Genomic DNA, 26,001 nt, shown 5'->3' with positions numbered 1-26,001 from the left:
GTATAAATAAAATTAGAACTGATAAACCAAGCCGACAGCCAACACGTTATCTGTATTCAGTTTCAGTTTGTTATCATCACTCAGGCGGTTTATTTTATAATCAACGTAAGTGGACATGTTTTTATTGAAATAGTAGTAAGTGCCGATGTCAATATATTTAACCAGGTCAGCATCACCAATACCTTCAATATCTTTCCCTTTAGATTGAATATAAGCCAAAGAAGGTTTCAAACCGAAATCAAATTGATATTGCGCGACTAATTCAACGTTTTGAGTTTTGCTAGCAAAACCACTGACGCTGGTTGACACATTATTAATAACCGCAGTGCCAGATATAGGCGTCATATTACGGGTTTCCGCGTAAGTTGCACCTAAGTAAACACCGTTGTCATCATATTTCAGACCGGTTGTCCAGGCATCAGCTTTATCGCCTTTACCAAATCGGCCTTCTTTCTGCGCTGTAGTACGGTTAGATGAAGCGTAAGCTGCACCTACACTGACACCCGCACCAATGGCATAGCTGGAAGACAAGCCGAAGCCGTCGCCATTTTGTTTGGTAGCATCTGCACGGCCATTAGCATTGTCAGATTCGTTGCCGTTTTTACCTTGATATTGCAGAGAGAATTTCAGACCATCAACTAAACCGAAGAAATCTGTGTTGCGGTAAGTCGCAACGCCTGTTGTACGGCCAGTCATAAAGTTATCGGTTCTGGTATAGCTGTCATTACCGAATTCCGGCAACATATCGGTCCAGGCGGCGATATCATATAATATGCCGTAGTTACGACCATAATCTATTGAGCCTAATTTCCCGTAACGCAAACCCGCAAATGCTAAACGTGTTTTATTGTCTTTTGTTTCTTGGCTTTCAGCGTAGTTAGCTGCAATGTTATATTCCCATTGGCCGTAACCAGTCAGTTGGTCGGTGATTTGAGTCGCACCTTTAAAACCAAATCGGACGTAAGATTTATCGCCATCACTTTTATTATTATCGGAGAAGTAATGCAGAGCTTTTACTTTTCCGTATAAATCAAGCTTGTTACCGTCTTTATTATAGATTTCTGCTGCGTGTGACGTAGTGGCAACTAATAAAGCTGGTACCAGGATTGCCAGAATATTACGTTTCATATTTTTGCCCTGTTTCTCTTATTTAAAAAGACGCGAGTAGTAGAATTTTTTGCTGTATCCAATATCTGTCTGAATTCATCCAGCGCAGAATTTTTACCGCATCTGTGTGATGTATTTATGACAAAACATAAATAACTGCGATTTTTCGTAAATGTTGTTTGTTTTCGTTTGCGATAAACTGACACTTCAGCTATTGGCTGCGGTGCTTTCGGGCTGACGTGAGCGCGATGGTGTGGGACAATAGGGCAACATTCAGTTTAGATAAGATATGCATGGCGTTGTCCCCAGCAGTAAAAGAACAAATTAGTCAGTGGTATAAGGCTCTTTCGCAGCAGATCCCAGACTTTATTTCTCGTGCGCCACAGCGCCAGATGATAGCTGAAGTGGCAAAAACGCTGGCCGGTGATGCTGGCCGTCATTTGGCTATTGAAGCGCCGACCGGTGTTGGTAAAACCCTGTCTTATCTGATCCCCGGCATCGCGGTTAGTCGGGCAGAGAGCAAGCCGCTGGTGGTCAGCACGGCAAACGTGGCATTGCAGGATCAGATTTACAGTAAAGACTTGCCGCTGCTGAAGAAAATTATTCCTGATCTCAAGTTCACCGGTGCCTTTGGGCGCGGGCGGTATGTGTGTCCGCGTAATCTGGCGGCGATGTGCACTGATGTGTCCGGGCAAGGGGATTTATCGCTTTTTCTTGGTGACGAACTGGCACCCGCCAATGGTGAGGAACAGGCCACGTGTCTGGCGCTGTCCAAGTCACTCAACAGCCATGTTTGGGACGGGCTGCGTGATCATCATCAGTTATCACTCAGTGACAGTTTGTGGGCCAAATTAAGTACCGATAAGGTCAACTGTCTTGGGCGCAATTGCCATTATTTCCGTGAATGCCCATTTTTTATTGCCCGCAAAGAGATTGAAAGTGCAGATGTGGTGGTCGCGAACCATGCATTAGTTATGGCGGCGTTGGAAACTGAATCCGTGTTGCCCAACCCCAAAGAACTGCTGCTGGTATTGGATGAAGGCCATCATCTGCCCGATGTTGCTCGAGATGCTTTAGAAATTGAGGGCGAAATCACCGCCGTTTTTGCCAATATGCAGTTGGATATGATTGTTCGGTTGGTCGACCAATGCATGGTGCAATATCGGCCGAAAAACCCGCCAGGCCTGGCTAACCCTGAGCGCTTGAAAGATCATTGCGAACAATTGCGGGAGCTGATGCTGAGTGTTGAACAGCAAGTCAGTCAGCTTCTTCCTGCCGACGGTAGCCCCGCGGTATATCGTTTTGAAATGGGTGAGCTGCCGGGCGGTTTGACAGAAGATTGCGCTAAGTTATTCAAATTGACAGATGCTTTGCGTGGTTTGGCTGAGTTTGTTCTCAATGATTTGAGTGAGCAAACTGGTAAGCACGATATTGTGCGGTTGCATCGCGCCATTTTACAAATGAGCCGAACATTGGGTTATCTCGAGGCCATGAGCAAGCTTTGGCGCTTGGCTGCAATGGAAAAAGCATCGAATGCGCCTATTTCCAAGTGGATTGCTCGGGATTATCGCGAGAATCAAACTCATCTTTACTTCCACTGTGTGGGAATTCGTGTCAGTGACCAGCTAAACAAAATGTTGTGGCGCAAAGTGCCCCATGTGATTGTCACTTCGGCCACCTTGCGTTCATTGAATAGTTTTGCCCGCTTGCAGGAACTCAGTGGGTTGAGTGAGAAGGCGGGCGATAGGTTTGAAACTTTGTCATCGCCGTTTAATCATATTGAGCAAGGGAAACTGATCATTCCCAAAATGCGTTTTGAGCCAACTATGGCCCATGAAGCGGAACATTTAGCTGAAATGGCGCATTTCTTCCGCGCGCAGCAAGCCAGTGGGCGGCATAAGGGCATGTTGATCCTCTTTAGCAGCCATCGGGCAATGCAAACTTTCCTTAGCCATGTCACTGATCTGCGGTTAATGCTGTTAGTTCAGGGGGATCAACCGCGCTATCGGCTGGTAGAAGAGCACCGTAGGCGGGTGAATAAGGGGATTGCCAGTGTATTGATTGGTTTGCAGTCCTTTGCCGAAGGGTTGGATTTGAAAGGTGAATTGTTGACTCAGGTTCATATTCACAAAATTTCATTTCCTCCTATCGACAGCCCGGTGATTTTGACGGAAGGTGAGTGGCTAAAGTCATTGAATCGCTATCCGTTTGAAGTGCAAAGTTTGCCAAGCGCCTCATTCAATCTGATTCAGCAGGTTGGGCGTTTGATTCGCAGTAACCAATGCCGCGGAGAAATTGTTATTTATGACCGGCGTTTAATAACCAAGGGCTATGGTTCACGATTGTTGGCGGCGTTACCGGTTTTCCCCATTGAGCAGCCAGATATGCCAGAAGGCAAAAGTGTTGCCGCGCCAGCGGTGAAAGGGGCAACTAAAGTGGCTGGAAAACGTGTCCGGAAAAAACGGGCCGCTTTATAAGGATGGTTTGGTGAGCGGGTTCGGTCATCAGTGCGGCTCGAATGAATGATAGTTTCGAGTGATACTGCCCGCCTCATTTGGATTGCGCCCACTCTAGCCTAAATATCACTGCAAAATATCTTTCCCTTCATTAAGTAATTTCTCAAAAAAATCATTTGATCTGAAATCTTTCCCGATATGCATTAATCCAGTGACTAAGCTTATATCAGCCGCTGGTGAGCAGACACTAACACGTCAAGCTTAGCAGTACCTCCGGTGTAAATTGCTAGTTATTGGTTAGCGACAACGCTAACTGCTATCAAGATGTTTAGCGGGCAGAGGTCGATCAGAATGAAACAGCTAATGGCAGAGTTTATTGGCACTTTCTGGCTGGTGTTAGGCGGGTGTGGCAGCGCAGTATTGGCGGCAATGTTCCCGGTGGTCGGTATTGGATTTCTCGGCGTAGCACTGGCATTCGGGCTAACGGTGGTCACGATGGCCTATGCATTAGGGCATGTCTCTGGTGCGCATTTTAATCCTGCGGTATCACTCGGATTATGGGTCGGTGGCCGTTTCTCTGGTGCGCAATTGATTCCCTATATTTGTGCGCAAGTACTCGGGGGATTAGCAGGCGCCGCAGTTTTGTATTTAATCGCCAGTGGCAAGGCCGGTTTTGATGTCAGTGCCGGGTTCGCCAGTAACGGCTTTGGCGTTCGCTCACCGGGGGGCTATAACTTACAATCGGTATTGGTCGCAGAGGTGATTTTAACCATGGGGTTTGTAATGGTGATTATGGGGGCGACGGATAAACGCTCCCCGGCAGTTGCCGCTCCCCTGGCGATTGGCCTGTGCCTTACACTGATTCATTTAGTCTGCATTCCTGTGGATAACACCTCAGTAAACCCAGCCCGTAGCACTGGGGTGGCGATTTTTGCTGGCGGAATTGCATTACAGCAATTATGGGTGTTTTGGGTCGCGCCTTTGGTCGGCGGCGCGCTGGGGGGCGCTATCTATCGTGTGCTGTTCAGCCCGCCGGAAGAGCTGAACAATCCCTAGAGGCATATGCAGGTCATTGCTGTGTTTCACTTTCAGCCGTGACCTGTTTTCCCCGCCAACTGAGGGTCAGTAATCCTACCCACCCGCGTTGATATTCCAAACACTATTAAAAACAGTGACCTCCCCGCTACTCACTGCGAACACTGGCAATACTGATATCCGCAACACTGACCAAACATGGGATTGCCTTGCTAGTGGATGATGTGCTGCGGTTTGGGCTTTTACTCCGCATTATCCTCGGTAACTATTTCGGGCATGTCCATATCAGTGATAAAGTTTCAGCAATATTGAACCTGATTTGTATTTACGAAATATTGATAGGAGAAATACCGCACCATGGATTACAGCAAAATTATCAAAGAGATTGGGCGCGGTAAAAATCATGCCCGTGATTTGGATCAGGCGACGGCCTATGAACTGTATAAAGCCATGTTGGCGGGACAAGTCCCGGCGCTGGAGCTGGGGGGCATTCTGATCGCATTTCGCATCAAAGGTGAATCCGAACAGGAAATTCTGGGTTTCTATCAGGCGATGCAAGAACAGGTGATGTCACTGCGCGCACCGCAAGGCCGGCCACTGCCGATTGTGATTCCAAGCTACAATGGCGCTCGGAAACAAGCCAATCTCACTCCACTATTGGCATTATTGCTGTCCCGCCTTGGGCTGCCAGTGGTGGTACACGGTGTGATAGAAGACAGTAGCCGGGTGACCAGTGCCGAGATTTTTCAGCAACTGAATATTCCTTGGTCGGGCAATGCGACAGAGGCTCAACAGCGCCTGGATAATGGGCTGCCAGTGTTTATTCCTGTTTCAGCACTGTCTGCGCAATTAGACGCGCAATTACAGCAACGCTGGCGTATGGGGGTGAGAAACAGCAGCCACACGTTGGCAAAACTGGCAACGCCGTTTATCCACGATAAAGCGCTGCGCCTTGCCAGTGTTTCTCATCCGGAATACATGCAAAAGGTCGGTGGTTTCTTCCAAGCAATCAGTGCGCCAGCCCTGTTACAGCAAGGGACCGAAGGGGAGGTCTATGCTAATCCATTACGTTGTCCACCAATTCATTACATCAATGAAGGCGAGCAGCAAATTTTGTTGGATCGCCAGCCAGAGCCAACGGAGCTGCAATTACCCTTATCGAAAGATGCCGCCATCACCACCCGTTGGATTGAAGATTGTTTAGCGGGGGTTTTACCTATCCCTGATTCTATCCAAAAACAGCTAGCATGCTGTTTGGTCGCGGTCGGGCAGGCTGATACTATCGAACAGGCATGCCAACAAATAAAAACAATCAAACCACTCTGACATTCGGTCATTTAGCCCTCTTGATCACGTCGGACTGAGTAACCTCTTTTGCTTTCCCAACCTGCTGAAAAGGAACGCTATGCAACAGGCTTTGAACTACTTTACTGCTCTGAATAAGGATTACCTGGCAGTCCATCAGGCTAAAGAAGATCTTTTCTGGCTGAACTATATGGGGCTTGGCGGAGAGGATATTGCACAGCAATTCTCTGCTGCCGAGACAATTTATAAGCGTTTTATTGCACAAAGCTATCGTTTAAAGGAATTGCGTGACCTGATTGCTCAGATGAAAAATGAACCCGCTACGGCGGAACGCGATGAACTGCTGCACGGGTTGCAGGGCTGGTATCGTTTTTTTGATTGTAATGCCATTGAAGACCCCGAAACGCAAACTTTACTCGATGAAATTATTGCTGCTGAATCATCCCTTTATCAGCGCCGCAAGACCTTTACCTTGACACATTTAAATGCTGCTGGTGAGCGAGTTCCTGCTTCTTTGGGTGAGTTATTGACCAACCAAGGCACCAATGAAAATGCGGAATGTCGGCACAGTTCGCATCTGGCATTGCGTGAGCTGGAACAATGGCTATTGCACAATGGTTTGCCGGAACTAATTAGTTTACGTAATCGTTTCGCGCGGAGAATGGGCTATCGCAATTACTTTGATTACAAAGTGAATAAAACGGAGCAGATGACGCCAGAGCAGTTGTTTGCCATTTTGGATCGTTTCGAAGTCCAGACTCGAGAGGCTAACTTGCGAAGTTTGCAGCAATTAGCGCAGGAGAAAGGGCCTGAAACACTAGAGCCATGGAATATTCGCTTTGCCAGTGGAGGCGATGTCACTCGCCAATTAGACCCTTATTTCCCCTTTGCGGAGTCACTTGATCGGTGGGTCAAAAGCTTTAAACGGCTGCATATTGGTTTTCGTGGTGCGCAGATGAATTTAGATCTGTTGGTACGAAAGGGTAAATATGAGAATGGGTTTATGCATGGGCCGGTACCGCCCTTTGTCGATCAAGGCAAATGGATTCCCGCGCGGATCAATTTCACCAGCCTGGCCAAGCCAGATCAGGTTGGAAGTGGGGCATCGGGGCTAAACACCTTATTCCATGAAGGGGGGCATGCGGCTCATTTTTCTAATATTGTGCAAAATGCGCCGTGTCTCTCGCAGGAATTCCCTCCAACCTCAATGGCCTACGCCGAAACACAATCAATGTTCTGTGATAGCCTGCTTGATGATGCCGATTGGATAAAACGTTATGCTAAAAATAATGAGGGTGAATCGGTTCCCGATGCATTGATTCAGGAAAGTATTCGGGCGCGGCAACCTATGAGAGCTTTTAATGAGCGTCATATCTTATTAGTACCCTATTTTGAATGGCAGCTTTATCAATGGGATGACGCCCAATGCACGCCAGAGGCGATGACCCAATTGGCCCGGGATATTGAGTTAAAAATCTTGGGCGTCAGTGGCAGCCCGCGCCCAACATTGGCTATTCCGCATTTGTTATCCATGGAATCCGCTTGCTCTTATCAAGGTTATTTATTGGCACTGATGGCGGTCGAGCAGACCCGAGCATTCTTCCTCAAACGCGATGGTTACCTGACGGACAACCCGGCTATCGGCCCCGATCTCGCTGAGCATTATTGGCGGCCAGGCAACAGTGTTAGCCACGATGAAACATTGCGCAGTCTGACAGGGGAAGGTTTTAATCCGGATTATCTGGCCAAAGTTTGCAATCAAACGGTTACAGAGGCCTGGGATGAGGCCAGAAAAACGATTGAACTGGCAGCAATGCGGCCACAGCTGGCGGCAGACTTTGATTTAAACGTGACGATGCGGGTGATTGATGGGGATGAACTTCTGGCTGACAACCAGCAGGGTGATGAGGTAATGTGCCGTACATTTGCCCACGCAATAAACGCGCGGCTTCAATAAAAAGTATAACTCTTTGTTTTACATGCAGAAAAAAGCCCATCAGGTTTGCTGATGGGCTTTTTCTCTTACAACTATCTGATAGCTAGAGGTAAATTAGTTATAAATAACCGCAGTACCGTGCATCAAGTTATTGCCTGTTGCTGAAGTGATAGTGAAAGCTTTAGCGCCCGCTGCATCGGCTTTTTCTGCCAATTGTGCTTTCAAGCTGCTCAGGTCAGTTACACCACTGACAGAGATAACGCCAACTTGTTCCAATTTAGCAGCATCCTGACTGCTGACGTATTCAGCGGCAAAGCTACCGAAAGATAAAGTAGACAGAGCGATAACTGCAACGAAATTTTTGATGTTTTTCATGATGTATTCCTATTCGGTTTTAAGTTTGAAAGGGCGTTCCCTTTCGATAGAAGCTATGTTACGCCCTTGTTGAAATTTTAAAACCGGATAGAATTGAGTTAATTGTTCAGTTTTTTTGAATCAAATTCGCCATGCTGCCTTTTCAGATACTACGAGAAAAACCAATAATAGGGGGCGACCACTAAAGCAATTAAAGCAGCTGTAAGGTTACGTTGCCCGATGCTGCTGACCCGTTTAACACAAATTTGTGCTATCTTACGCGCCAGAAAATGCCTATCAGAGAGTCAGTACGATGGAAAATAAAAAAATATTCCCTAAAGAAAAAAGTGGATTGCACCCGCGCAACCGTCATCGCTCGCGTTATGACTTTGACGCGCTGTCAGCGAGTTGCCCGGAGCTAATTCCATTTTTGGCTCTCACTGCCTATGGTGATATTTCTATCGACTTCGCCTCTCCAGTGGCGGTAAAAATGCTCAACAAGGCATTGCTAAAACATTTTTATGGCATTGAATATTGGGATATTCCGGCTGACTTTTTATGCCCGCCGATCCCTGGGCGTGCTGATTATGTGCACCATTTGGCTGATTTATTGGCCAGTTGCAATGATGGTGTTATTCCACAAGGTAAAAATATTGCTTTGCTGGATATTGGCGTTGGCGCGAACTGTATTTACCCCATTATTGGTCAACGAGAATACGGCTGGCGTTTCACCGGAACTGACATTGATTCGCAAGCACTTAGCGCAGCGAAGATGGTGGTTTCCATGAATCCAACGCTAAAAAATACTCTTCGACTTAAGCTGCAAAAAGATCCACAGGCAATATTCGACGGTATTCTGGCCGTGAATGAACGCTACGATGCCACTTTGTGTAATCCCCCGTTCCACGGCTCAGCAGAAGAGGCGGCGGCAACCACTCGTCGTAAACTGCACAAGCTGGGTAAAGGTGACGTCGACGCCAAGCCGGTGCAAAACTTTGGTGGCAAAAATAGCGAGCTTTGGTGTGAGGGCGGGGAAGAAGGATTTGTGAGCCGCATGGTGGCAGAGAGTGCAACGAAAGCACAAAACTGTTTCTGGTTTACTTCCCTGATTTCTAAAAAGACAACATTACCGGCTATTTATCACGCACTGCGTTACGCCAATGCTGTTGAAGTTCGTACCATTGATATGGCGCAGGGGCAGAAGGTGAGCCGGTTTGTAGCATGGACGTTCCTGACGCCAGAGCAGCAGGCAGCGTGGAAAGCCGAACGCTGGTAATTCCATTCGTATTTGACGTTGCAGGGGGCTGGGGTCACCCTACGGGCTAGCATAAATGCTATTTGTTGTTTACTGGCCGCCTACCTGCAACTCCAATGACTTTGGGTATTGGAATCACACTATCTTATTTCCCTTCTACTGCCTTGCAGCAAACCTCAATACTTTCGTCTATGCTAATTAAGATAATTCTTAGTTGGGCACCATAGCCGACAAGTGTAGGTTTCTTTTGATTTTTTCTGTATTTACTTTTATTAACTAAAGACCTCATCGTCCAGGGTGAAGAATAAAACTTAAAGAAAATCCTATTAGGCTTTTTTGGGTTTTGTTGTGCAAAAACGTTGATAGCCACATGACCTATTTGCAGCTCTATCTTTCACCATAAGGACTCGACTTATGTTGTTCAACTTCAGCTCATCTCATACTTCTCCCCGTGCCGAATTGGCCTCGATTGACAGTGCAGTCCCCATGATTATTTTCAAGCCGGATGGCACGGTGAAGCATGCTAATACACTGTTTTTACAAGCAATGGGATACCAGCGTGAAGAAGTCCTCGGGAAGCATCATAAGCTGTTTTGTGATCCACATTATGTGCAAAGCGATGCATATCGGCGTCATTGGCAATTGCTTAATGAAGGGCGACCGATTACCGACAATATTAAACGCGTCTGTAAAGATGGCAGTATTATTTGGTTGCAAGGGACATATACGCCAGTACTTGATAGCCAAGGGAATGTCGTGGAAATTATCAAGATTGCGAGTGATGTGACTGAACGAATTTTACAATCTCAAGAGCATCAGAGTTTATTGGCTGCACTTAATCGCTCGATGGGAATGATTACATTCACACCGCAAGGCATTATTTTGGATGCTAATACTAATTTACTGCATGTTATTGGTTATTCACTGGCCGATATTCGACATAAGTCGCACCAAATTTTATGTACCCCAGAATTTGCCCACTCCGATGAATATCGCCAGCATTGGCAGCGTTTAGCCCGTGGTGAATTTATTGTTGGGCGTTTTGAGCGGGTGAACAGTCGTGGCGAGCGAGTTTGGCTGGAAGCGAGCTACAACCCGATTATGGACAAAGAGGGGCAGGTGCTGAAAGTGGTGAAAATTGCTCAGGATATTACACAATTGATGTTGCAGCAGGAGCAAGAGGAAAACCTGATCCGCGATGTGCATCATTTATCATTAACCACTGACCGGTCGGCATCACAAGGGGCTGAGATTGTCCAGCAGGCAGTGCGTGGTATGCAGGAGGTGGAGTCTGTTGCTCGCGAAACATCGGGTGTTATCAGTGAGTTAGGCCGATGTTCGAAAGAGATTGGCACCATTGTGGAGGCAATTCGCAAAATCTCTTCGCAAACTAATTTATTGGCGATCAATGCCTCAATAGAGGCCGCCCATGCTGGTGAGCATGGAAAGGGTTTTTCTGTGGTAGCCAGTGAGGTGCGTATATTGGCAGAAAGCTCACGTAAGGCGGCGACTGAAATCGAACACATGACCAAAACGATTCAAGATGGTGTTATGGCGGCCATCAAAGGTATGGGGGTGTGTGTTGAGCAGGCGGGGGGGCGGGGTGACGCTGACCCAAGATGCCGGTGAAGTGATTAATCAGGTCAATATTGGGATGCAGGATGTGGTGAAGTTGATGAGGGCATTTTCTCAGGTTAAGAATCAGCAAACCCATATATGACCAAATATCCATATAAAAATGGCGGGTATCAGTAAAGATGCCCGCCATTTTTATTTTAGTGTAATATCAATCGCTTGTCAGGAAACGTGTTGCAGGAATTCCTGTAAACGTTCGCTGGGCGGATTTGAGATCAAACTATCCGGATCCCCATCTTGTGCCACCCGGCCTTTATCAATGAAGATCAGTCGCGATGCCACTTTTTGAGCAAAGCCCACTTCGTGGGTGACAATGACCATGGTCATGCCTTCTTCGGCCAAATCTTTCATTACCGTCAAGACTTCATGACGCAATTCAGGGTCCAGCGCAGACGTCGGCTCATCAAACAGCATCAGTTTAGGTTTTACCGCCAGAGCACGGGCTATCGCCACACGCTGCTGTTGGCCACCAGACAACTCTGCCGGATAATGATGAGCGCGCTCTTCCAACCCGACTTTGGTCAATAACTCCATCGCGAGTTTATTGGCCGCTTCCTTAGAAGCTCCTCGTACACGGATGGGGCCAAAAGCCACGTTTTCCAGCGCAGTCAAATGCGGGAACAGATAAAACTGTTGGAACACCATGCCAGCTTCCTGGCGAATCAGGCGTTCATCAACTTTGGGATCATTGACATCCAGGCCATCAACAATCAACTGACCGCTGGTAATGACTTCCAGCTTATTGATACAACGCAGCAAGGTCGATTTACCCGAGCCGGAGGGACCAATAATAACCACCACTTCTCCCTTGGTGATATTCAGATTGATGTCGTGGAGCACCTGGGTTTTACCAAAGTGTTTGGAGACGTTTTTGAATTCAATCATATTATTTTCAGTTTTCTTTCTAACCGGCGCAGAACGAAGCTCAGAGCCAAGGTGATTATCAGGTAGATAACCGCAACCGCACTCCATATTTCCATGGCGCGGAAGTTACCGGCAATAATTTCCTGCCCCTGACGCGTCAGTTCGGCTACCCCAATCACGATAAACAGTGAGGTGTCTTTGATGCTGACAATCCATTGGTTACCTAATGGTGGCAACATACGGCGCAGTGCCAGCGGCGCAATCACGTAGCGCAAGGTATCGCGTTTGGATAAACCTAACGCCAGACCTGCTTCGCGGAACCCATTATGGATTGACAGGACCGCGCCACGGGTGATTTCCGCGATATACGCCCCTGAGTTAATCATGATAGTCACCACAGCCGCGGTGAAGGGATCGATGCGCACTGGCATCATCATCGGCAACGCAAAGTAGATGAACATCACCTGTACCACAATTGGCGTACCACGGATAAGTTCAATAAACACTAATGCGATATTGCTGCTCAGCCAACCGCCATAGGCGCGGGCAAAACCTGCTACAACCCCAATAATCAGGCCGCCAAGCAACCCCAGGACCGAAATCCATAGGGTTAACTTGGCGCCTTCAAGCAGGATTGGGATGGCGGGCCAAATAGCGCTCCATTCAAACTGCATGGATATTCTCCTGGTTTAAAACGGCAAAAATGAATTACTTAGGTTCTACGCCGAACCATTTTTTATAAATTGCAGCGTAAGTGCCGTCTTCTTTCAGGGATTTCAGAGCTGCGTTAACTTTTTCACGCAGGTCACTGCCTTGTGGGAATGCTACACCATACTGCTGAGCTTTGATGGAGTCGCCCACAGCTTTGAATTGGCCATTACCGGCAGTTTTGATGAAGTAAAGGATGTTGGGGGTGTCATGCAACACCGCGTCAGCATTACCTGTACCTAACTCCAAATAAGCATTATCGATATTTGGGAATTGGCGCAGGTCTTTGGTTTTGATGTTGGCTTTTGCATAATCGACAGAGCCGGTGCCGCTTTTCACTGCCAGCACTTTGCCTTTCAGGTCTGCTTCGCCTTTGATGTCGTTGTTATTTGCTTTGACCATAACCAGCAAGCCGCTGTTGTAATAGCCGTCAGAGAAATCGACTGCTTTTTTACGTTCGTCGGTGATAGTGATCCCAGCCAGTGCCAGATCAACGTTTTTGGTTTGCAACGCAGGAATGATGCCACTGAAATCCATCGGTTTCAGGGTGTATTTCAGATCCAGTTTTTTTGCGATGGCATCCCATAAGTCGATATCGAAACCCACATATTTATCCCCTTGTTTGAACTCAAAAGGGACGAAAGCGGTATCTGTGGCAACAATCAGTTCTTTTTCTGCGGCGTGGGAGCTAACGGCAAAGGCCAGCGCAAGAGCGGCCAATGAAACTTTGACAAGTGACTTCATAAGTGGGTGTTCCTTTGTGCTTTTGTGGATATACCCTTTGTTGCTGATATTGCGGCCAAGCTACAACACCAACCGCTCAGGGCATGGAGATCCATTTTTATATTTCAGAGTGCAATATGAAAAGATCGTGCCAGAAATGCAAGTTATTTAAAAATAAAGATTTTTCTCAAAGTAATTAGCAAGACATTACTTAGCTGGCTCTAATTGCACCAAATTGAAGCCCTAAAATGGTGCATCAATATCATCATGGTGCAACTAGCCAATTATTTACTTATTATTAACTCGCGAGTCAATAATAAACAATCGATAACCAACACTCATGTAACAATATTGTTAACTGTATCGGATTTTTGTTTGAAAAGGGTTCAGTAAGACGAGAGGGCGGGAACTATCTAAGTTGGCTATCTTTACTACCACGGCGGTTATATCCCGCATGACTGGACTGCTGTTTATCTAATTCGTTTTGGCAAGTCAGGCAGTATTTAACACCGGCCAGCGCCTTTCGCCGCGCGTCAGGAATAGCTTGCCCGCATTCCAGACAATACTTTTCGCTGTCACCTTTGCCAAGTGCAAGACGCGCGCGTTCAACAGCATCTTCCAGGGTTGAGTCAATTTGATCTTGTACTGCGCCGTCTCCGGCCCATCCACTTGCCATATAACCTCCGTGAACAGAGCCGGAAAACCGGCCCTGTCTCACTATCTTTCAAATTGCAGCTGTATTGGCGGTTTTGGGTTCCTGCCTTTCTGCATATTGAAATCTATTGGCTGCAATACGCGCGGTTATTCAATGTTGGCTTCAAGGAACCACAGGAATTTATCAAGATCGCGTGATGCGGCAGTAAACATATCTGCGCTGTCTTCATCTTTGACTTCTGATATGGCCTTGCGCACGAAGTTTGCTACCACGCCATACCTGTCTGCTAACTCTTTCAAGTGTTCTTGCACACTATGAATATGGGTCGGATAGCTTTTCAATGGTGTTTTATCAGTCACGAGTTGCGCAGTACCGAGTGCAATCCCCCCTAATTGTACGGCGCGTTCTGCAAAGGTATCGAGGTGATCGTTAATGGCAGTGCGGAAGCCATCCAGCATTTCATGAACCGCGATAAAGTTAGCACCGCGCATATTCCAGTGTGCTTGTTTGGTGATAAGCGACAGATCGATAAACTGAATAACCATCTCATTTAATAGTTTAATCGTCAGTGTCTTTGTATGTTCATCAACATCATTACGTGTATAAATGAGTTCGGAAGATTTTGCTTTTACCAGTTTTGCTGTACTCATAATAGGTATCCCTTTATTGAGTTGATTACCAATTTCTTCACCGCATTAAGTATAACAAAGATATTTAATTTTGCAGGCAGATAATGCCTATCAATTAAATAGCTCATTGCTGAGTGTGTTTTAAAGTGTAATTTAGTGTTTCGTAACTAAAATATTATCATTCTTATTGTTATGTCTAATTGATAATGACTATTGCTCTGATTTATATGCGTTTTTGTTATTTTAAAATATAAGTAATTTTGTCTGTAAATTATTTTATTGAGAGATATCAGTGCGGTATGCCGGTCAATTAATTTAACCGGCATGCTCAAAGGATTATTGAGCCGCTCGGGCAACAATAAATAAGCGCGGGAATGCGAGTAAGCGCCGGCCATCAATTTGTTGTGGATAGGCTGCATCAATAATGGCCAGATAATCTTGCAGAAAATCCAATCGCATAGATTCTGGCAGCGGTTCAAGGAAAGGCCGTAAACCGGTCGCGCGTAGCCAGTCGACAATCGCCTGTGCTGACGGCATCGGGTGATAATAAGTGGTTCGCCAGATATCAACTTGCTCAGCATGGGGGGCCAGTAAATCATAATACTGATGACCGCTGAGCACTTTAGCCCGCACCGCTCCAGCCTCTTGTAATGTCTGTTGCCACGGGCCGTTTTCGGCGACCTCCCGCATGGCTCTATGACTGGGTTCATCCAGATTATCTGGCATCTGGACGGCCAGTATTCCGTTAGCAGCCAATTTGGAAAATATATGAGGGAAAAGCTGCTGATGGTCAGTGAGCCACTGCAACGATGCATTGGCATAAATAAGGTCTTGCGGTTCTGAAGGTTGCCATTGGCGGATATCCGCCTCGAGAAAAGCACAATCAGGTAAGCGCTGTTGTGCGCTCAGCAGCATGGCGCGCGAATTATCAATGCCGACAAGTTGGGCATGGGGAAAACGCTGGTGCAGCAATTGAGTCGAGTTGCCCGGACCGCACCCTAAATCGCTGATGCGCTGTGGTGTGGCAACATCAATGTGCGCCAACAGGTCGTGAGCCGGGCGAGTACGTTCTGCTTCAAATTGGCGGTATAAATCAGGATCCCAGTCTTGCATATATGGCCTCCGGTAGAAAAATTACTTACAGATTTTGTAATGGCCCGCTAAATAATACGGCTCCGGTCGGTTGTCCGGTAGGCGAACCGCCATGAGGCTCCAGGCTGATTGCCAGTAATGAATGAGCGGTTAATTGGTTTTCAGCCAATGTCAGTTGCGTCGGGCCTTGAGTATTCAACAATCCCAGCGAATGGGGCTTTTCGCCGGCAGGAATACTCCATAATTCAAGGCTATTAGTGTCACTGACCGCGACAGGATTCAGTGGTGTTAATGTTAAACTGCGAGTTGATTTCTCCAGACTCACAACCCATTGACCACTCTGCTGGCTATTTGATAACACCGCCACAGGGATGATAGCGGGTGGCTCAACCAATAATCGCGGTATAAGCAGTATGGCCGCAAGGCATGCGGCAACAGCCCAGCCGATATAAGACCAGGGGTTTCGTTTAATGTGGCGAATATTGAGCGGCGGTAACTGTAACTCCAGCCGTTTCCAGATACGTTCAGGCGGCTCTAAAGGGGCAAGTTGATTATCAAGTTGAGTAAATAGGCTTTGCCAACTGGCAACATCAGCCGCCAGCCGTGGCTCACGGCGGACTCTGCGCTTAAACCGCATCCGGGCTAGCCCGCGCAGGGTGCCCAGCGCATATTCAGCAGCCAAGGCTGAGTCATATTCGCGTCTGTTTTTCATAAGCCTACACAGTCCTTTAGATGGTCCAGTGCACGACGTATCCAGCTTTTTATCGTACCAAGTGGTTGCTGTAAATGAGCAGAGATTTCCCCATGAGAAAGCCCTTGATAATAAGCCAGCATAATACTTTGCCGCTGTTCAACAGGCAGGTGAATTAGACAGTCGGCTAATTGTTTAGCTTCACTGTCTTGCTGTAGTTGTGCCAGTGGTGTCAACTCATCGTCAGTCAGAGAATCGGTTTCAGTATCGTCCAATGTTTGCAGCCGATTATCACAACTGCGCATCAGGTCGATAGCCCGATTGCGAACTATATGGGTTAACCAAGTGAGTGGTGCGCTGAGTTGCGCATTGTAATTGCTGGCCCGGTTCCAGACAGTAAGAAAACTGTCGTGCAGCACTTCTTCTGCCCGCGCATGGTTACGTAACATGCGTAAGGCGAGCGCGAATAATCGAGGAGATGTCAGACGGTAAAGCTTTTCAAAAGCGGACTGATCGCCCTGAGCAATGGCGTCGATCAGCCCTATCTGTTGTTCCAGAGAATATTCATTCATTGCGCCAATCCCTAAATAAACCACTAAGTGCAGTGAGACACTGCACCCAGTATAGACGGGTTTTATTTAGGCATCAGAACCGTATCGATAACATCAATCACACCATTTTTCTGTTGTACATCATAGGTACTGATATTGGCGATGTTACCTTTACCATCTTTGATCTGAATATTATGTGGCCCATTATTCATAATCCATAATGGTTGGCCGTTAACAGTTTTCAGCTCCGCAGTCCCGCCGCCGGCCTTAATTTTACTTTCCAGTTGTTTCATGTCGTATTTCCCGGCGATCACGTGATAGGTCAGGATTTGAGTGAGCAGGGCTTTATTTTCTGGTTTGACCAAATTTTCAACCGTACCGGCGGGCAATTTTGCGAACGCGGCGTTGGTGGGCGCAAACACGGTAAAGGGACCGGGGCCTTGTAACGTATCAACCAAACCGGCAGCTTTCACCGCGGCCACCAGGGTGGTGTGATCTTTGGAGTTCACGGCATTCTCGATAATATTTTTGCTCGGAAGCATTGATGCGCTACCCACCATGACAGTGTCGGACATCATGGCGGCCATAGAAACACTGCTGAATACTAAGGAAGCACAGAGAGCGGTACGAATAAGCGTTTTCATAATGTATTCCTTTTATGCTCGCCATATTTCAAGTTGCACGTGCATTGGCCACGTTCAAGCAATCGAATTATTTAGAGCCTGTATGGGTTGAGGTGAAGCTTTGCCTCACATCTACTTATACGAATCAGCCTGGGGTTTTGGATGCAAGAAAAGTGAGAAATAGTGAATAAAAAAAGCCAGCCCGCTAAATCACTGGGCTGGTATGCAATTGATAGACGTATTTCTGGGAGTAAAAGAGGTCATCAGCTCTGATGAGGAACCAGTGATCGATACATGACATAGGCATCCACATAACCCTGTTGGCTATGGTTAAATGCGCCAGGTAGTGTGGCGAGGATCTCGAATCCTAGTTTTTGCCAGAGGGCAACGGCAAGGGTATTTGTGCTGACTACAAAGTTGAATTGTATTGCCCGATAACCGAGAGCTGTTGCTTGCTCAATACAGTGAAGCCCGAGCGCTTTGCCAATGCCCTGACCGCGCACTTTACCCTCCACCATAAAAGATGCATTCGCGACATGATTACCAAGGCCGCGCTGGTTATCAATTAATTTATACATACCGACAATGCTCCCCTCATGCAGGGCCACCCAGCACCGGACGCCGGTACCAAACCAGTAATCATATGCATCTTTTTCAGAGGTGTCCGGGGTAAATACATAGGTATCACCGCAGCTGATTACTGCTTGAAAAAGGGGCCAAATCTCAGCAAAATCATCAGGTTTGGCCATTCTAATATCCATATATGGCTCCTTTCAAGTCACTGGGTCGATCTGCGGTTTAGGTTTGATGGTCAGCGTTGCGCCGATAGAAGCGCTGATAATTGATGCCAAAGCCAACCATTGAATCAATGTCAGATGTTCATTTAAGAATACCAGCCCTGAAATCGCCGCTAATGCGGGTTCTAAACTCATCAATGTGCCAAATGTACGAGTGGGCAAGCGGGTCAGTGCGACCATTTCCAGTGAGTAGGGCAGTGCTGTAGATAGAATGGCAACCGCCAAAGCAACCGGCAGAATTGCGGGGTCGAACAGCGCAAGGCCATTGTAAGCTACACCAATCGGACAAAAAACCAGCGCTGCAATCAAAGAGCCAATCGCCACAGTACCAGGGCCATGATCACCACCGGCTTTTTGTCCTGAAATAATATACAGCGCCCAGCAAATACCGGCACCCAGCGCACAGGCGGCCCCAAATAAATCAATGGAGCCGATGTTATTTCCCAGAGGCAGCAGGAACCATAGACCCAAAACTGCCAACCCCACCCAGATAAAATCGACCGGGCGGCGAGAAGATAGCATGGCGACTGCCAGCGGGCCGGTAAACTCCAACGCAACGGCAATACCTAATGGCACTGTTTTTAATGACAGGTAAAAAAGGAAATTCATTCCCCCCAAGGTAACCCCATAAATCAGCAAGGGTAACCGGCTGCCTGCTTCAAACCGCATTCGCCAGGGTTTAAAAATAATAAATAGAATCAGCGTTCCGATGCCGAGTCGTAATGAGGTTATTCCCTGCGCGCCAACCAGTGGGAATAGGCTTTTCGCCAACGACGCGCCACTTTGAATTGATATCATGGCGATCACGAGCAAGAAAATTGGAAGTAATGGCAGTGAATGTTTGGACGAAGGAGACAAAGACATCCTGTTGAGCCTCAACGAAAAATATTAGGTATCAATCCTTGGCAGTGTAAATGAAATGTCGATGAAGTGTTTAAAAATTACCAATGGTCATAATAGTCACCAAGAAAAAGATGAAATAAATAATTTTTTCTATGAGTGCTGTTTTTTAACACTATTTATGATGATTTATTGCACTCTAAAATTAAGAATAGTCTGGAATGGGTTTTGGTGATGGATATCACAAAAAGGAGTATTATACCTAAAATTCGTAAGCGTATTAGTAAGATAGAAGATTCTTGAAACCCTTTGTTACACCAAATAAATGATTAGACAATCATTGATGTGCAGAGTTTCACACTATTTTTTGTTATAATTTCATGGTGTTTTAGTTTCATCTAAAAATTTGCGTTTTTCGAGGTGGTTATGAATAAAATTGCATGTCTTTCAGCTGCAGCAGCTTGTGTATTAGCAGTGACCGCAGGGTCAGCCTTTGCAGGTCAAAGCACCGTTTCTGGTGGTTATGCCCAGAGCGATTACCAAGGTGTTGCTAACAAATCTTCAGGTTTTAACCTGAAGTACCGTTACGAGTGGAGTGATTCTCAACTGGGTTACATCACCTCTTTCACTCACACTGAAAAAAGCAGCTTCGGTGACAGCGCGTCTGTTTACAACAAAGCACAGTACAACGCAATCACCGCTGGTCCAGCTTACCGTATCAATGATTGGGCTAGCGTTTATGGCCTGGTCGGTGTGGGTTATGGTCGTTTCAGCCAGAACTACCCAACTTCACCTAGCGATAAAAACAGCACCAGCGATTACGGCTTCACATATGGTGCAGGCCTGCAGTTCAACCCAATGCAAAATGTTGCCTTTGACGTTTCTTACGAGCAAAGCCGCATCCGTAACGTTGACGTCGGTACTTGGGTTGCTGGCGTAGGTTACACTTTCTAAGCAACTGCTTAGTTAGTCAGCGTTCATCTTTAGGGTGAATACTGTATTTGATAAAAATCCGCTTTCGGGCGGATTTTTTTCGTCTGTAATAACCCAACTGTCCCACTGTTGTTGGTTATTTATATCAATGGTATTGAACGTGTTTCGTCAGAAGAAACTAAAGATTATCTGACTGCATTCGCAGCCTCTGCAATCAAATCAATAATATGCTGGGGATGTGAGAGATGAGCGGCGTGGCTAGCGGGCAGTTCAATTACTTTTTGCGCCTGAATTCGCTCGGCAAATTCGCGTTGTGTTTCCACCGGCAGCATTCTGTCTTGTGTTGAAATCTGATACCAGCAAGGTTTTACTCGCCAGGCCGGCTGGGCTGATTTATCTGTAAAAACACGAGCCGCTAGCGGTTTCTGTACCAAAGCCAGCACCAGCGCTTCAGTTTCGTCAATATCCTGACACAGGTTTTCATGGTATTTATCCGTGTCGATCCATAAAAAACCATTATCATCAGGGCGAATATAGGCCGCGCCAACAGGTGGTTTGCGCAATGCATAAATGCTGGACAAGCTTTCTCCGGAATCAGGTGCAAAAGCGGCAAGATAAACCATTCCAACCACATTTCGCAGATGACCAGCTTGGGTAATCACCATCCCACCGTAAGAATGACCGACTAACAGTGTTGGGCCATACAAGGCGGTTGTGAGTTTTATCGTGCGCTCAACATCATCTGCCAATGACGTTAATGGATTTTGTATAGCAATAACCCGATGTCCCATAGCATGGAGGGCAGGAATAATATATCGCCATTGTGAACCATCAGCCCATGCGCCATGTACTAATAAAATATTAAGTTTAGTCGCCATATTTCCCCCAGGACGGGTATCAAGTGGTGCATAATATCGTTATGCAAACACACTATTTTTGATGAATAACAACTTCTACTCATTTACTGTGACTGTTGTTAATTAATAATTAATCTTATCGCTATATGTTATTTAAATTAATCTAATCTGTTATTACATTTAAAGTATAAGGCGATGGGGGAGGATGGCCTTAAGATAAAGATGAAAATGAATCGATAGATTTGTCTCTTTGAATGGTCATAAACACGATTAAACTTCTTAAAGCAAAAAACACCTTATTTAAAATAAGTAAAAACAAGACATTAACGAATTTCTTCATTCGGGCGTTACAATGTTATTTACTGGTAAAAATAGAATAATATGACACACTATTATTAGCTCTGATTTACTATCACTGCCTCTATCGTGATTTACACATCAAGCTGAATAAATAACAATAGATTGTTATAAAACAGTTGGTTACTATAAAAATAGTTCACCAAAAAATAGGTTGTAATCATGACGACACTCAGTGAACAAGTAGCACCTATGCTGCATGATACGAAACTTGAGCAGCAAATTTTACGACGTTCGATTTTTTGTACTTTATTTATTGCCATCATGGGGATTATTTTCGGTATTGTATGCGGATCGATGTCGATAATTTTTGATGGTATGTTCTCTGCTTTAGATGCGGGGATGTGCAGTTTATCTTTATTGGTATCCCGGTTACTTGGTCAACCGAATAGTCGACGTTTTCAGTATGGGTTCTGGCATGTCGAACCGTTGGTCTTAGCTTTTAATGGCAGCTTACTGGCTTTCCTCTGTCTGTATGCTTTTGTTAATGCTATTAAAGGCATAATTGATGGTGGCCGCGAGCTAGAATTGGGGTGGGCGATTGTTTATGCGCTGGTGGTGAGTATTTTCTGTTTTACTATCTTCCTAAAACAACGTCATTTGAATAAACGCGTTAAATCCGAGTTAATTGCTCTGGATACCAAAAGCTGGTTAATGTCGGCTTGTATCAGTTCAGCCTTATTAGTGGCATTTTTACTTTCCTGGAGTATGGAAGGGACGCGTTATGAATATTTGATTGTGTACACGGACCCTAGCGTGCTGGCTCTGTTAACACTGATATTGATCCCCGTTCCGATAAAGACCGTCATTGCAGCCGTCCGCGAAGTATTACAAATGACTCCAGATACACTGGATGCCTCCATGGAGAATTTGATGGATAAGTTAATGGCGAAATATCAATTTATTGATTATTCACATTATGCCACTCGTATTGGTCGAGGCTTATTTGTTGAGATTCATGTGGTTATACCGCCAGAAATGGAAAGTAGCGGTGTGTCCTATTTTGACAAAATACGCGATGAAATATCACAGGCGATTGGTGAATCAGGCCCACATCGCTGGCTAACAATCTCGTTTACCCGTAATCCTAAATGGTTGTAGGGTAGGAAAGTAATGGGTCGGGTGACTTTATATTCACTAATCAGGGGTAATGAAAAAGATGATTGCCAAACGCCATATCAAACTTAGCCCAATTGATGTCCCCCCAAGATTTAATGCTGTCGCCACAGTTGCGATAAATGACAGCACTATTACGGCGCGCAAAGCCAAGATTATTGCCAATATGATTCAGGCCAATATAGATTATTTGCTTGTTTATGCTGATAAGGAGCATGGCGGTAACTTTGAATATCTCAGTGGATTCATTCCCCGATTTGAAGAGGCCGCTCTGGTGTTACATGCATCCGGGGAGATCTGTTTATTGTTGGGTAATGAGAATTTAAAATTGTCTCAATATGCCCGAGTTAGCAATACAGCAATCCATGTTCCCTATTTTTCGCTGCCAAATCAACCTATGGATAATAGTAAAACACTGGTTGAATTATTGGCCGATACTGAAATTTGGCGGGCCAAAAAAATTGGGATTGTTGGATGGAAGCTATTTACCAGTAAGATAGATGATAACAGTCAATTATTTGATATTCCTGCTTTTATTCTAACGGCGATAAAAGAATCTGTTCCATCATCAACTTTGGTGGTTAATGCTACAAGCCTGTTTATTGGCAGCGATATTGCGGCTAGAGTGACTAATAATGCGAATGAATTGGCGCATTATGAATATGGCGCTAATCTGGCCTCTAATTGTATTCTTAATGCATTGACCGCGGTAGATATCGGTATAACCGAGAAACAACTTGGTACTTGTCTGGCAGATGAAGGGCAGCCGAATACTGTTGTGATGATTGCTGCAACAGGCGAACGCTTTGAAAAAGCTAATTTATATCCGAGTGATAAAACCGTCCAACTTGGCGATAAAGTATCATTGACCACTGGGTTTAAAGGTGGTTTGAGCAGTAGAACGGGTTATGCAGTATATCATGCCGATGAGTTGCCTTTGGCAGAAAGAGATTATCTCGATAAAGTTGCTATTCCTTATTACGCTACGGTCATAGCTTGGCTAGAAAATATTCGTATTGGCATGCCAGGTAAAGAGATGTATGCGCTAATTGAAACTGTTTTCCCTAAAGCACAATATCATTGGTCTTTAAATCCTGGGCACTTAGTTGCGGATGAAGAATGGTTGTGTTCGCCTATTTATAAGGGGTCAGAAGAGAAAATCCGTAGTGGAATGTTATTCCAAATCGACATTATCCCTTCTGTTAAAGGTTATGCGGGAGTGAGTGCGGAGGATTGCATTGCATTAGCCGATCAACAGTTGCGTGAATCTCTGGCTACTCATTATCCTGATGTTTGGCAAAGAATACAAAAACGACGTGATTATCTCAGCAATATATTGAATATCCATCTCAGCGAAGAAGTGTTGCCGATGTCTAATACTGTGGGTTATCTGCGGCCTTTCCTATTAGATAAATACAGTGCGCTACAATGTTTGAATGAAGCACCATATTAATATTCTTCTGATTGTATCTTATTTATATTAGGGGCTATTTAGCCCCTTTACTTGCAGAGATGTCTTTGGGGAATGAGTGAGAGGCAATGATACTCTGGGATGAAATTCCATTACTAAATATAAAAAACGAAACTCAACTTGAACTACAGATGAACAAAACTGCGGGGCGCGTGATAAGTTCTGCTGACTAACCTCAGATTTTGCTCCTCAACTTAACCAACTTTTCCACCCCTTGCTGAGATTTCATGCAAACTGGAGGCGATACTCTTGCCATCTTGTGGCATAATGCGCGCCGAATCACATTTTCTAGTATTCTTGAATATCCCTATTCAGTAATCCAATCGAGAGCGAGCTCTGTGCTAAGTACTAACAATATCACCATGCAATTCGGCAGCAAGCCGCTGTTTGAAAACATTTCAGTAAAATTCGGTGGCGGTAATCGCTATGGCCTGATCGGCGCTAATGGTTGTGGTAAATCCACATTCATGAAAATTCTTGGTGGCGATCTGGTGCCAAGTGGCGGTAACGTCTTCCTTGACCCAAATGAGCGTCTGGGTAAGTTGCGTCAGGATCAATTCGCCTTTGAAAACAACACAGTGCTGGACACCGTTATCATGGGGCACGGCGAACTGTGGGAAGTAAAAGAAGAGCGCGACCGCATTTACGCCATGGCTGAAATGAGCGAAGAAGACGGCTATAAAGTGGCTGATTTAGAAGTTGCTTATGGTGAAATGGATGGTTATAGCGCAGAAGCCCGTGCCGGTGAATTGTTGCTTGGCGTCGGTATTCCCGTCGAACAACACTATGGTTTGATGAGTGAAATCGCTCCTGGTTGGAAGTTACGTGTATTGTTAGCCCAGGCTCTGTTCTCAAATCCAGAAATTCTGCTACTTGACGAACCAACCAACAACTTGGATATCGACACTATCCGTTGGTTAGAACAGGTTCTGAATGAACGTAGCAGTACCATGATTATTATTTCCCATGACCGTCATTTCCTCAACATGGTGTGTACCCACATGGCGGACTTGGATTACGGTGAATTGCGTGTTTATCCGGGTAACTATGACGAATACATGACAGCGGCGACCCAAGCTCGCGATCGTCTGTTATCTGATAACGCGAAGAAGAAAGCTCAGATCTCTGAACTCCAATCTTTCGTTAGCCGCTTTAGTGCCAATGCTTCTAAGTCTAAACAGGCCACTTCACGTGCTCGCCAGATTGATAAAATCCAGCTTGATGAAGTTAAAGCTTCTAGCCGTCAGAACCCGTTTATCCGCTTTGACCAGGATAAAAAGTTGTTCCGTAATGCGCTTGAAGTAGAAATGCTGACCAAAGGTTTTGATAACGGCCCACTGTTTAAGAACCTGGATCTGCGCCTGGAGGTTGGTGAAAAAGTCGCTATTCTTGGGCCTAATGGTATTGGTAAATCGACTTTACTGAAGACATTGGTCGGAGACTATGAGGCAGATACAGGCGCGGTAAAATGGTCTGAAAACAGTAAGATAGGTTACTACGCGCAGGATCATGCCCAAGACTTTGAAATCGACTTGACAGTATTTGACTGGATGAGCCAGTGGAAACAAGAAAAAGACGACGAGCAAGCTGTGCGCAGCGTGTTGGGCCGTTTACTGTTTAGCCAAGATGATATCAAGAAGAAAGTTAAGGTTCTGTCGGGTGGTGAGAAAGGGCGGATGTTATTTGGTAAGCTGATGATGCAGCGGCCGAACATTCTGGTAATGGATGAGCCAACTAACCACTTAGATATGGAATCGATCGAATCTCTCAACATGGCATTGGAAATGTACGAAGGCACATTAATTTTCGTATCCCATGACCGCGAGTTCGTCAGTTCATTGGCGACCCGAGTGATTGAAATGACGCCGAAGAAATTGATCGACTTTACAGGTAACTATGAAGATTACCTGCGTAGTCAGGGGATTCAGTCCTAATTTTCGGATGATGTATTCATAAAAAAGCTGATGTATTTATGATATCAGCTTCGCAGTCTAAAGGCAGGGTTCCCCCT

At 45.8% G+C, this 26,001-nt stretch carries 23 protein-coding genes and 1 pseudogene; 10 read left to right on the top strand and 14 right to left on the bottom strand.

Going from position 1 to position 26,001, the window contains the following annotated elements:
• Positions 1–12: 12 nt before the first annotated feature.
• The gene (gene ompF2, locus F0T03_RS14640; protein WP_159679169.1) at positions 13–1,128 is read right to left on the bottom strand and encodes a porin OmpF2; all 1,116 of its coding nucleotides are present in this window, start codon (positions 1,126–1,128) and stop codon (positions 13–15) included.
• Between the two features lie 272 nt (positions 1,129–1,400).
• On the opposite strand from ompF2, the gene dinG reads away from it, so the two are divergent.
• The 4 genes from dinG (at position 1,401) to F0T03_RS14620 (ending at position 7,860) form a co-directional block, all read left to right on the top strand.
• Positions 1,401–3,584 carry an ATP-dependent DNA helicase DinG gene (gene dinG / locus F0T03_RS14635; RefSeq protein ID WP_159679167.1) on the top strand — a complete coding sequence of 728 codons (2,184 nt, stop codon included), beginning with the start codon at positions 1,401–1,403 and terminating at the stop codon, positions 3,582–3,584.
• Positions 3,585–3,914: 330 nt separating this feature from the next.
• Positions 3,915–4,619 (top strand): aquaporin Z, encoded by a 705-nt coding sequence (gene aqpZ, locus F0T03_RS14630; protein ID WP_145554967.1) that lies wholly within the window; start codon positions 3,915–3,917, stop codon positions 4,617–4,619.
• A 336-nt stretch (positions 4,620–4,955) separates the two neighbouring features.
• Complete coding sequence (ybiB, locus tag F0T03_RS14625) at positions 4,956–5,924, top strand: DNA-binding protein YbiB (RefSeq protein WP_159679165.1); 969 nt, start codon at positions 4,956–4,958, stop codon at positions 5,922–5,924.
• A gap of 79 nt (positions 5,925–6,003) precedes the next feature.
• Positions 6,004–7,860 carry a M3 family metallopeptidase gene (locus F0T03_RS14620; RefSeq protein WP_159679163.1) on the top strand — a complete coding sequence of 619 codons (1,857 nt, stop codon included), beginning with the start codon at positions 6,004–6,006 and terminating at the stop codon, positions 7,858–7,860.
• A gap of 93 nt (positions 7,861–7,953) precedes the next feature.
• Here F0T03_RS14620 and bhsA read toward each other — a convergent pair whose 3' ends face one another.
• Positions 7,954–8,214, bottom strand: coding sequence for a multiple stress resistance protein BhsA (bhsA, locus tag F0T03_RS14615; protein WP_011816765.1), 261 nt, complete (start codon positions 8,212–8,214; stop codon positions 7,954–7,956).
• Between the two features lie 292 nt (positions 8,215–8,506).
• On the opposite strand from bhsA, the gene rlmF reads away from it, so the two are divergent.
• Together rlmF and F0T03_RS14605 are read left to right on the top strand one after the other, a co-directional pair.
• Positions 8,507–9,469 (top strand): 23S rRNA (adenine(1618)-N(6))-methyltransferase RlmF, encoded by a 963-nt coding sequence (rlmF, locus tag F0T03_RS14610; RefSeq protein WP_167515579.1) that lies wholly within the window; start codon positions 8,507–8,509, stop codon positions 9,467–9,469.
• 393 nt (positions 9,470–9,862) lie between these two features.
• Positions 9,863–11,168: pseudogene (locus tag F0T03_RS14605) on the top strand (methyl-accepting chemotaxis protein).
• A 77-nt stretch (positions 11,169–11,245) separates the two neighbouring features.
• On the opposite strand, the gene glnQ reads toward F0T03_RS14605, so the two are convergent.
• The 11 genes from glnQ to rhtA form a co-directional block, all read right to left on the bottom strand.
• A complete protein-coding gene (gene glnQ, locus F0T03_RS14600) occupies positions 11,246–11,968 on the bottom strand; it encodes a glutamine ABC transporter ATP-binding protein GlnQ (protein ID WP_005168188.1) in 723 nt (240 codons plus the stop codon).
• Complete coding sequence (glnP, locus tag F0T03_RS14595) at positions 11,965–12,621, bottom strand: glutamine ABC transporter permease GlnP (RefSeq protein WP_145554963.1); 657 nt, start codon at positions 12,619–12,621, stop codon at positions 11,965–11,967. Before glnP ends, glnQ begins: the two co-directional genes overlap by 4 nt.
• A 34-nt stretch (positions 12,622–12,655) precedes the next feature.
• On the bottom strand, positions 12,656–13,399 hold the full coding sequence (gene glnH / locus F0T03_RS14590) for a glutamine ABC transporter substrate-binding protein GlnH (RefSeq protein WP_025377729.1): 744 nt from the start codon (positions 13,397–13,399) through the stop codon (positions 12,656–12,658).
• Positions 13,400–13,787: 388 nt separating this feature from the next.
• Positions 13,788–14,054, bottom strand: coding sequence for a DksA/TraR family C4-type zinc finger protein (locus tag F0T03_RS14585; RefSeq protein ID WP_159679159.1), 267 nt, complete (start codon positions 14,052–14,054; stop codon positions 13,788–13,790).
• A 125-nt stretch (positions 14,055–14,179) separates the two neighbouring features.
• Positions 14,180–14,683, bottom strand: a complete 504-nt coding sequence (dps, locus tag F0T03_RS14580; RefSeq protein ID WP_145554961.1) for a DNA starvation/stationary phase protection protein Dps — start codon at positions 14,681–14,683, stop codon at positions 14,180–14,182.
• Positions 14,684–14,998: 315 nt separating this feature from the next.
• Complete coding sequence (tam, locus tag F0T03_RS14575) at positions 14,999–15,775, bottom strand: trans-aconitate 2-methyltransferase (protein WP_159679157.1); 777 nt, start codon at positions 15,773–15,775, stop codon at positions 14,999–15,001.
• A gap of 25 nt (positions 15,776–15,800) precedes the next feature.
• Positions 15,801–16,466: an anti-sigma factor gene (locus F0T03_RS14570; protein ID WP_159679155.1), complete on the bottom strand. Its 666-nt coding sequence runs from the start codon at positions 16,464–16,466 to the stop codon at positions 15,801–15,803.
• Entirely contained in the window at positions 16,463–17,017 is a 555-nt protein-coding gene (locus F0T03_RS14565; RefSeq protein ID WP_145554958.1) for a sigma-70 family RNA polymerase sigma factor, read from the bottom strand. The genes F0T03_RS14570 and F0T03_RS14565 overlap by 4 nt, the downstream gene beginning before the upstream one ends.
• 62 nt (positions 17,018–17,079) lie before the next feature.
• Positions 17,080–17,640 carry a fasciclin domain-containing protein gene (locus F0T03_RS14560; protein ID WP_159679153.1) on the bottom strand — a complete coding sequence of 187 codons (561 nt, stop codon included), beginning with the start codon at positions 17,638–17,640 and terminating at the stop codon, positions 17,080–17,082.
• Between the two features lie 242 nt (positions 17,641–17,882).
• Positions 17,883–18,380: a GNAT family N-acetyltransferase gene (locus F0T03_RS14555; RefSeq protein WP_159679151.1), complete on the bottom strand. Its 498-nt coding sequence runs from the start codon at positions 18,378–18,380 to the stop codon at positions 17,883–17,885.
• A 12-nt stretch (positions 18,381–18,392) separates the two neighbouring features.
• Positions 18,393–19,280, bottom strand: coding sequence for a threonine/homoserine exporter RhtA (gene rhtA, locus F0T03_RS14550; protein WP_159679149.1), 888 nt, complete (start codon positions 19,278–19,280; stop codon positions 18,393–18,395).
• 402 nt (positions 19,281–19,682) lie between these two features.
• On the opposite strand from rhtA, the gene ompX reads away from it, so the two are divergent.
• On the top strand, positions 19,683–20,210 hold the full coding sequence (ompX, locus tag F0T03_RS14545) for an outer membrane protein OmpX (RefSeq protein ID WP_159679147.1): 528 nt from the start codon (positions 19,683–19,685) through the stop codon (positions 20,208–20,210).
• A gap of 164 nt (positions 20,211–20,374) precedes the next feature.
• On the opposite strand, the gene F0T03_RS14540 is transcribed toward ompX, so the two are convergent.
• The gene (locus tag F0T03_RS14540; RefSeq protein WP_159679145.1) at positions 20,375–21,067 is read right to left on the bottom strand and encodes an alpha/beta fold hydrolase; all 693 of its coding nucleotides are present in this window, start codon (positions 21,065–21,067) and stop codon (positions 20,375–20,377) included.
• 498 nt (positions 21,068–21,565) lie between these two features.
• Between F0T03_RS14540 and F0T03_RS14535 the strand changes: the two genes are divergently transcribed.
• From F0T03_RS14535 to F0T03_RS14525, 3 genes are all read left to right on the top strand, one after another.
• Complete coding sequence (locus F0T03_RS14535; protein ID WP_159679143.1) at positions 21,566–22,504, top strand: cation diffusion facilitator family transporter; 939 nt, start codon at positions 21,566–21,568, stop codon at positions 22,502–22,504.
• Between the two features lie 49 nt (positions 22,505–22,553).
• Complete coding sequence (locus tag F0T03_RS14530) at positions 22,554–23,972, top strand: M24 family metallopeptidase (RefSeq protein ID WP_208787083.1); 1,419 nt, start codon at positions 22,554–22,556, stop codon at positions 23,970–23,972.
• Positions 23,973–24,328: 356 nt separating this feature from the next.
• On the top strand, positions 24,329–25,924 hold the full coding sequence (locus F0T03_RS14525) for an ABC-F family ATPase (protein ID WP_159679141.1): 1,596 nt from the start codon (positions 24,329–24,331) through the stop codon (positions 25,922–25,924).
• The last annotated feature ends 77 nt before the right edge of the window (positions 25,925–26,001 follow it).

Source organism: Yersinia canariae, assembly GCF_009831415.1.
Lineage (GTDB): Bacteria > Pseudomonadota > Gammaproteobacteria > Enterobacterales > Enterobacteriaceae > Yersinia > Yersinia canariae.
Note: the sequence above shows the minus strand (reverse complement) of the source record. Positions and strands in the feature narration are given on the sequence as shown.

Coding starts and splice junctions, on each gene's coding strand:
- ompF2 (WP_159679169.1), bottom strand. CDS start 1,128: ATGAAACGTAATATTCTGGCAATCCTGGTACCAGCTTTATTAGTTGCC.
- dinG (WP_159679167.1), top strand. CDS start 1,401: ATGGCGTTGTCCCCAGCAGTAAAAGAACAAATTAGTCAGTGGTATAAG.
- aqpZ (WP_145554967.1), top strand. CDS start 3,915: ATGAAACAGCTAATGGCAGAGTTTATTGGCACTTTCTGGCTGGTGTTA.
- ybiB (WP_159679165.1), top strand. CDS start 4,956: ATGGATTACAGCAAAATTATCAAAGAGATTGGGCGCGGTAAAAATCAT.
- F0T03_RS14620 (WP_159679163.1), top strand. CDS start 6,004: ATGCAACAGGCTTTGAACTACTTTACTGCTCTGAATAAGGATTACCTG.
- bhsA (WP_011816765.1), bottom strand. CDS start 8,214: ATGAAAAACATCAAAAATTTCGTTGCAGTTATCGCTCTGTCTACTTTA.
- rlmF (WP_167515579.1), top strand. CDS start 8,507: ATGGAAAATAAAAAAATATTCCCTAAAGAAAAAAGTGGATTGCACCCG.
- glnQ (WP_005168188.1), bottom strand. CDS start 11,968: ATGATTGAATTCAAAAACGTCTCCAAACACTTTGGTAAAACCCAGGTG.
- glnP (WP_145554963.1), bottom strand. CDS start 12,621: ATGCAGTTTGAATGGAGCGCTATTTGGCCCGCCATCCCAATCCTGCTT.
- glnH (WP_025377729.1), bottom strand. CDS start 13,399: ATGAAGTCACTTGTCAAAGTTTCATTGGCCGCTCTTGCGCTGGCCTTT.
- F0T03_RS14585 (WP_159679159.1), bottom strand. CDS start 14,054: ATGGCAAGTGGATGGGCCGGAGACGGCGCAGTACAAGATCAAATTGAC.
- dps (WP_145554961.1), bottom strand. CDS start 14,683: ATGAGTACAGCAAAACTGGTAAAAGCAAAATCTTCCGAACTCATTTAT.
- tam (WP_159679157.1), bottom strand. CDS start 15,775: ATGCAAGACTGGGATCCTGATTTATACCGCCAATTTGAAGCAGAACGT.
- F0T03_RS14570 (WP_159679155.1), bottom strand. CDS start 16,466: ATGAAAAACAGACGCGAATATGACTCAGCCTTGGCTGCTGAATATGCG.
- F0T03_RS14565 (WP_145554958.1), bottom strand. CDS start 17,017: ATGAATGAATATTCTCTGGAACAACAGATAGGGCTGATCGACGCCATT.
- F0T03_RS14560 (WP_159679153.1), bottom strand. CDS start 17,640: ATGAAAACGCTTATTCGTACCGCTCTCTGTGCTTCCTTAGTATTCAGC.
- F0T03_RS14555 (WP_159679151.1), bottom strand. CDS start 18,380: ATGGATATTAGAATGGCCAAACCTGATGATTTTGCTGAGATTTGGCCC.
- rhtA (WP_159679149.1), bottom strand. CDS start 19,280: ATGTCTTTGTCTCCTTCGTCCAAACATTCACTGCCATTACTTCCAATT.
- ompX (WP_159679147.1), top strand. CDS start 19,683: ATGAATAAAATTGCATGTCTTTCAGCTGCAGCAGCTTGTGTATTAGCA.
- F0T03_RS14540 (WP_159679145.1), bottom strand. CDS start 21,067: ATGGCGACTAAACTTAATATTTTATTAGTACATGGCGCATGGGCTGAT.
- F0T03_RS14535 (WP_159679143.1), top strand. CDS start 21,566: ATGACGACACTCAGTGAACAAGTAGCACCTATGCTGCATGATACGAAA.
- F0T03_RS14530 (WP_208787083.1), top strand. CDS start 22,554: ATGAAAAAGATGATTGCCAAACGCCATATCAAACTTAGCCCAATTGAT.